Below are 5719 nucleotides of genomic sequence, written 5' to 3'. Positions count from 1 at the left end.
TCTGAGGTTTTCTGAGAAATGCAAGAGCCGTACAACGAAAAAAGAGATGCAAATGCCTTAATACGCGTTTAGCTTATCAAAAAGGGGGATATAATGGCACTTTTTCCATTTTCTATTTCTGATATTGATGATCCGGAATGTATTCGTGTGGTTCTTTATGCTAGCGGAAGAATGGGACATGCTCCTTTAAACGCATTGTTGAAGAAAGCATATGAAGATATTACAAAAATTGCAAAGCGCATGGATGCTTTAGAAAAAAAATTAAATGCTCTAGATCTTATCAATGTCGAACAGAAAAAAAATGAGAAAGAAGAGAAGCAAGACAGTATTAATAGTGTTGTGAGTGGTGGAATAACGACACCAAACAGTTTTGTGAGCGCACCAGAAATTAAAACAGAATCATCGTCCGTTGGAGACATATTTTTTTCTCCAATATACGAGGCGCCAAAAATAGACTACAGCTCTTTTATTTCAAAATTTACAGCACATAAGCCGCTAGAAATACACAGTAGTGTTACTCAAAACATCAGTGTTGAGCATTCTAGAGAGATTTCTTCTTTGTTAGATAAGGAAAAATAGAAAAGAGTGATCATAACAATATGTATGGGTTGAAGCTATAGATGAGATAAACCTGATTTATATCTTCGGTGGGGATTGGAATTGCACTCTGTTTGAGATGTTAAAAAATGGTAAAAATTGATAGAGAAGCGTTGTTGCTGGATAAGTTGATCATGCGTTGTTGGGGAGAGTAGGGCGCATATTGAAATCTAAGGGTAAGTTTTTAAAGCCTACAGAGCAAGGAGCCATGCCCAAATAGAAACGCATGGCAAAAGAAGCTTTAAAAAGATAAAAAATCGTGCAATCATTTTAAAAAGCTTTTGGATAGAGCGTTTGATGATTTTAACTCTATAAATAATTTGCGGTTTTTACGCTTTTTTAAAAGAGAAAAAGTGCAGATCCTCGCAATTTTAATTTGTTAAAAATCCCATAAAAAGAAAATGTTAATTGCCAAAAGGACAAAAGCAGAAAAATGCCTATAAAAAAATCATGCGTATCGTTGTGTTTTTTCTTATAAAGAAGAGAAATGCTGTACTGTTGGAGCAGGCTTGAAGGCTAACGTTTCACTTGTTTTCTTATCAGACAAGATTGTACAAGCGGTTGTTGATTTGTCTTATCCTGTTTATGCTGTAAAGACTGTCCTTTCAGGTGTGATGATATAAGGCAAGTCTCTTTGTAAGAGCTTCCATGATACAAAAAGTGTTTTTTAAAGGGCGTGGCAAATATTTAAGGCAGGCTTATTTGTTGAGCTTTAAGTTTAAATCAATCACATGTGAGAAAGCCAAATGGACCCCACTGCAATCTGGGCTGTTGATAAATCAGATTGGGTGAAGAATCTTCATCTTTTGAAGTGGTGAATGTAAGTTAAGAAAAACCAGCTTTTACAAGCGTAAAAGAACGGGTCTTATTATAATTATGGACTTAAATCATGTGTGTTTTTTCATGGATTATATTGAGATAAAGCTACAAAGTATTTTGATTTATTTGATACGTTTTTATTTTAGAAAGTGTATTGTTATAAACAGCTCTCCTCAATACGAATGTATCATTATTTATACTCTTTTTGGATATTTTTATAAATATAATTAAAAAGCTTGCAATACTATACGTTTTGTGTATAAGTATTTATTATTGATTTCTTTTGTATTTTATTTAGTTATATCTCTATTCATAAGCCGCGCCTTTAAATGGTGCGGCTTTTTTTACTTTCTAATAACAGGGGCGCTATATATTTGTTATTGAGATGGCTTTGGATATTTTTCTCATTATTGTATTTTGTGATTTCATTTTGCAGTGAAATCTTTAAATTCTTGTGTGTTTTATCCCAATAGGGAAGATTCAAATAAAAATGCAGGCGTCTGGGGTTGGTTTCTTTGCTTTGGTTGGGGGGCGTTGAATAGTTAAAGAATCTTTGTGATTGTTTGACGGAGAATGATATGAGGTGAAGCATAAAATGGTGGCGCATTTGAAGGGCCATTATCATACATGCCAGCATGGTCAAAAATGCAAATGTGTCTTTAACAGTGTTTGTTGATCTCGATTAGAAAGTCCATTCTTTTTTGTTAGGAGTTTTACATCTATAATCTCTTATCTTGTTTTAGCGACTGCTTTTTGAGGGGGCGGTAATAGAAGGCGTATAAGATTTTATATATGAAGTGTTTGTGTGGTGAATAACGGTAAATCCATTGAGCACTCCCATCTTTACGCTTATGTAGAGGCAAGCCCGCACCATTATTGTATTTTCTAGCTCCCAATATTTACGACAGCCTTGGTTCGTGAGATGCTTCATAAGAGCCATATGCCTTTCTTATACAGTTTTTAATCCACATGCTAGCTCCGCTTGTAACTTGTAAGCAACATGGTTTTGATTGTTTCAATAGAAAACAAACTTCGGATGAGAGAATCCTATGGTGTTCGGGTTTCTCATTCAACATGTAAAACAATAAATATTCTTTATAAATCAATATGACATGTCTTAACAAAGACGAATTGTTTATAGATCCGCATGGATGAAGAATCTTCGTCTTTAAAAGTGGTGAGAGAAAATCATCAGCCCTATTTTTTCATAAAGGGCATGAGAAAAGTGTTTCATAAGAATTATATACGATAAGAATTATACGGTAAAAAAGAGAGTCTTTTGACATAAGAGTCTTGATCGTTTGCGGCTATAACCTGTATTGTGTACACAGATACTTCTATCATTTTTTGCTGTAAAAGCTTCTCTTGGGATATTAAAGGGTACAATCTTTATGGAAAAAAGAATCCGAGCAAGACAAAAGGCTTATTTCAAAAGATTATATCGCAAGATTGCTTTTGTTTGCATAATACTTTTTTGTATAGTGTTTTTGTGTTTTGTTGTTGCAAAGGTGGTTAGTTATTTTTCTTCTCATAAAAAAGTAACACAACAAGCACCCGTTGAATTGGTTATTCCTGTTTTTGATCTACGCGTATATTGCAAGGAAATTTCTGCCTCCGTTATGCCCGATATGAAAAGAGAGGTTTATCAGCATTGTCTTAATTTGGAAAGTGAGGCCTATTTTGCTATTCGTGAAATGTGGGATAAGCTTTCTGATAGTGCTAAAAAACAATGTTTGACGAGGGTCCGTCCTGGGGATGGAAATTATTTTCTCTTACGAGACTGTTTTCTGAATGAAAGAGAAAATAAAACAGGCAAAAGGCGCAATTACTTTTAAGTTTTTATATGGAAAGTTAAAAGGATGCGAATTTTGATAAAAAGATAAAAGCCTCTTAAATGACTATCTGCCTCATGACCAATAGCAGCTTGATTTATTTATCTTGTTATATCGCACTTCTTATTTAAGGTGTGGCGACATAAGGTATGGATGGCCTCCTTGAAATGTTTAAGGGGGCGTGGTGGAGTTTCAGGAGGATTTGTTGCGCTTTTTTAAGGGAAATAACGAGTGTGGGAAATCCATTTCGTGATGGTTTTGGTGAATGGTATAATGGTAAAACCATCATGAAATGTATAAAATTTATAAAGCAAGTTCATCTTTATGGTTTAAACAAAGAATAAGCCGGTACTATCTCACACTTTGCTCGCTCCCAATGGTGCTCTCGACAACCCTTTAGCCTTAGAGACGGTTCATAAGAGGCACTTTTAGTCTTTTTTTTCGTTTTTACTCCACGCAGGTTTTCCCACATGTAACATGCAAGAAAAAGAGATTGATTCAACAGCAAACAGATTGAGGATGAAAAATTCTACGGTATTAATTTTCTTACTCAACACAAAAAATATGAATTATCATTACAAATCAATTTAGTGTATGAATTTTATAAGTATTTTCATTGTTGACAGACCAGTGTGATTTGAGAATCTTCCTTCTTTGAGGGTGTAAGTCAATAGACATGACAAAAATGAGTAAAAAACATTCCTTTTATAAACATTTACGGCTTCTTCATGCGTAAAGCGCTGTGCTGGGTTTAAAAATGTGCTTGTTTTATAATTCTAGTTTTCTTTATCAGAAAAGATAAGTAAGGAAATACGTTAGGCCATTCTTATTGATAGGCTTTGAGGAGGGTATTTTTTTGAGAAGAAGCTGATTTTTAAAAAAGTGTGACATATTGGTCGTTTTTTTCATAATTTGATATTTTTTTGTATTTAAATATTTTGTTTTTAAGCTCAATTTGTTATAAATAAAAACTGTGATTAACTTAAAAACTCTATGGGTTAAAATAAAAATTGATAGTATCATTGACTTGTTTGGGAAAGAAGATTGATCTCTTGGTGATTATAGGGCTTGAATAATACTTCGTGTTAATCTATCTATAAAAGTTAAGAGGTTTTGTGAGGCGATCGTGGATTATCGCTCGCAAGGGGTTGCTTTAGCGATGAAGAGAGGCTATATTTATAAAATAAAGAGGTTCGCGCAGTGACTCGTTGGGATGGAAGTGCTTGTGAGTTAAATGCACGAGGGGGTAGAGAATATCGGCGTTTTTAGGAGCGGTGGTTTTAGAGCAAAAAAGGAAGCTTCTACTATTCTCTGGCAGGAATTTTTTCTTTGTCGGGTGTGTTATATGTGTGTTTTCCTTTTTGTTTTCCACAAGATAATTATTTTTTTAGTGAAATATGGTTTATTTTAAAAAAAACACTTGGCATTTTACGTGAACATCATTAGGTTTCTGCTGTTTGACAGAGAAAAAGGGAATTTTTGATTTACGATTTCCCTGCTGTTTTGTGATTTTCAAGAAAATATATGCTTTTATCAATATCAGTAGGGTTCGTTTGAGTGAAATAAACGCGGATAGCTTGATAATCGTATGTTAAACATGATCAGCATTATCAAAAGATAATGTAATGAGGAAGCGTCAATTAAGACACACATAAGACAAACACTCCAAAAAGGGATAAAGATGAGGCCACAACAAAATAGACGGGTACGCGGTCGCAATAATAACAATAATGGTAATAACAATAATAATCGTCGCGGTCCTAATCCGTTGTCTCGCAATTATGAAAGTAGCGGTCCGGATGTTAAAATTCGCGGGAATGCTCAGCAAATTGCCGATAAATACATAAGCCTTGCGCGTGATGCACAAGGTGCAGGTGATCGTGTTATGTCGGAAAATTATTTACAACATGCCGAGCACTATTTGCGTATTATTTTAGCAGCAGCTGGGCAAATGTCTCAATCGGTTCGGCGTGATGAAAATCGTGGTGATGAAAACGAAAATCGTGATGAAAACAATGGGCAAGAATGCGGTGAAATAAATCTTGATGGTGAAAAAAAGGATGCTGTCGAGGGTGATACAGATGTATTACAAATGTCGTCGCAAAAAAATGGCAATGGCCAATATGATAAAGCGCAAAATGGGGATGCGCGTGAAAACGCTTTAGAGGCTCTATCGGATGAAAAAACAGATCAAGAGCACTGCCTCTCTGAGAAAAATGTTGAACCTGTCAAAAAAATACGTCGTTCTCCTCGTCGACGTACTGTACGGACTCAAGATGAATCATCTCTTGAGCTTTCACTTACAACAGCAGAAAGCTCTAGCAATGGAGATGCATCAACAGCAACAAAAACAGCAACAAAAGAGGATTCTTCTTTGCCTGGATTAGGTGAGGGGATACAGAGAAAACCACGCCGTCGCCGAGTGGTCAATCTTGAGGCAGAGGAAAATGTTTAAACCTGAAGGGTGCTGT

At 35.2% G+C, this 5719-nt stretch carries 4 protein-coding genes and 1 pseudogene; 3 read left to right on the top strand and 2 right to left on the bottom strand.

What is annotated here, in order from left to right:
* Nucleotides 1–93: 93 nt before the first annotated feature.
* Nucleotides 94–579 carry a hypothetical protein gene (locus ACFIL8_RS07210; RefSeq protein WP_375611687.1) on the top strand — a complete coding sequence of 162 codons (486 nt, stop codon included), beginning with the start codon at nucleotides 94–96 and terminating at the stop codon, nucleotides 577–579.
* 1162 nt (nucleotides 580–1741) lie between these two features.
* Here ACFIL8_RS07210 and ACFIL8_RS07205 read toward each other — a convergent pair.
* Entirely contained in the window at nucleotides 1742–2035 is a 294-nt protein-coding gene (locus tag ACFIL8_RS07205) for a hypothetical protein (protein WP_375689269.1), read from the bottom strand.
* Nucleotides 2036–2219: 184 nt separating this feature from the next.
* Nucleotides 2220–2315 (bottom strand): annotated as a pseudogene (locus tag ACFIL8_RS07200) (DUF4102 domain-containing protein); the annotation flags it as partial.
* A gap of 492 nt (nucleotides 2316–2807) precedes the next feature.
* On the opposite strand from ACFIL8_RS07200, the gene ACFIL8_RS07195 reads away from it, so the two are divergent.
* Both ACFIL8_RS07195 and ACFIL8_RS07190 read left to right on the top strand, forming a co-directional pair.
* A complete protein-coding gene (locus ACFIL8_RS07195; RefSeq protein ID WP_375610680.1) occupies nucleotides 2808–3251 on the top strand; it encodes a hypothetical protein in 444 nt (147 codons plus the stop codon).
* Nucleotides 3252–4929: 1678 nt separating this feature from the next.
* The gene (locus ACFIL8_RS07190; protein WP_375611688.1) at nucleotides 4930–5703 is read left to right on the top strand and encodes a DUF4167 domain-containing protein; all 774 of its coding nucleotides are present in this window, start codon (nucleotides 4930–4932) and stop codon (nucleotides 5701–5703) included.
* The last annotated feature ends 16 nt before the right edge of the window (nucleotides 5704–5719 follow it).

Source organism: Bartonella sp. AP57NXGY (assembly GCF_042195805.1).
Taxonomy (GTDB): Bacteria; Pseudomonadota; Alphaproteobacteria; order Rhizobiales; family Rhizobiaceae; genus Bartonella.
Note: the sequence above shows the minus strand (reverse complement) of the source record. Positions and strands in the feature narration are given on the sequence as shown.